Source organism: Bradyrhizobium sp. Kon10 (genome assembly GCF_055807395.1).
Map to the genome: position 1 here is coordinate 1 of NZ_JBVVOZ010000134.1, position 417 is coordinate 417.

At 67.9% G+C, this 417-nt stretch carries 1 pseudogene; it reads right to left on the minus strand.

Annotated elements, in window-relative coordinates:
• Positions 1-417 (minus strand): annotated as a pseudogene (locus AC0L2O_RS36405) (IS5/IS1182 family transposase); the annotation flags it as partial.

The window sequence follows — 417 nt, forward strand, 5'->3', positions numbered from 1 at the left end:
CTTCGGGGCGTTGTGGCCGCGGTAGCCGGCATCGGCGACGATCTTGGTGAGGTTGGCTCCGATCGAGGTCTCGATCGCGGGGATGACGGTGGCCAGCGTGTGGCCGTCATAGGGATTGCCGGGCATCGCCTTGATATGGGCGACGAACTGGCCGCCGCGGCTGCGATAGAGCGGCGTGGCGACCGAGACCTTGACGCCGAATTCATAGGGCTTGTGGGCCTTGCCCTTGCCGATGCATTCGACCTCGGGAGCGTGCAGGGAGTAGACCTTCCTGCCGCGTTCACGCTGGCGCTGGTCCCTGACGCGGCAGGCCAGCGACAGCGGCAGACCGAAGGGCGCCATCAGCTCCGGCCGCCCGGCGATCTTGCGGGTGATGTCGCGGATCACCGCGCCCAGCATGGTGCGCAGCCGCTTGAG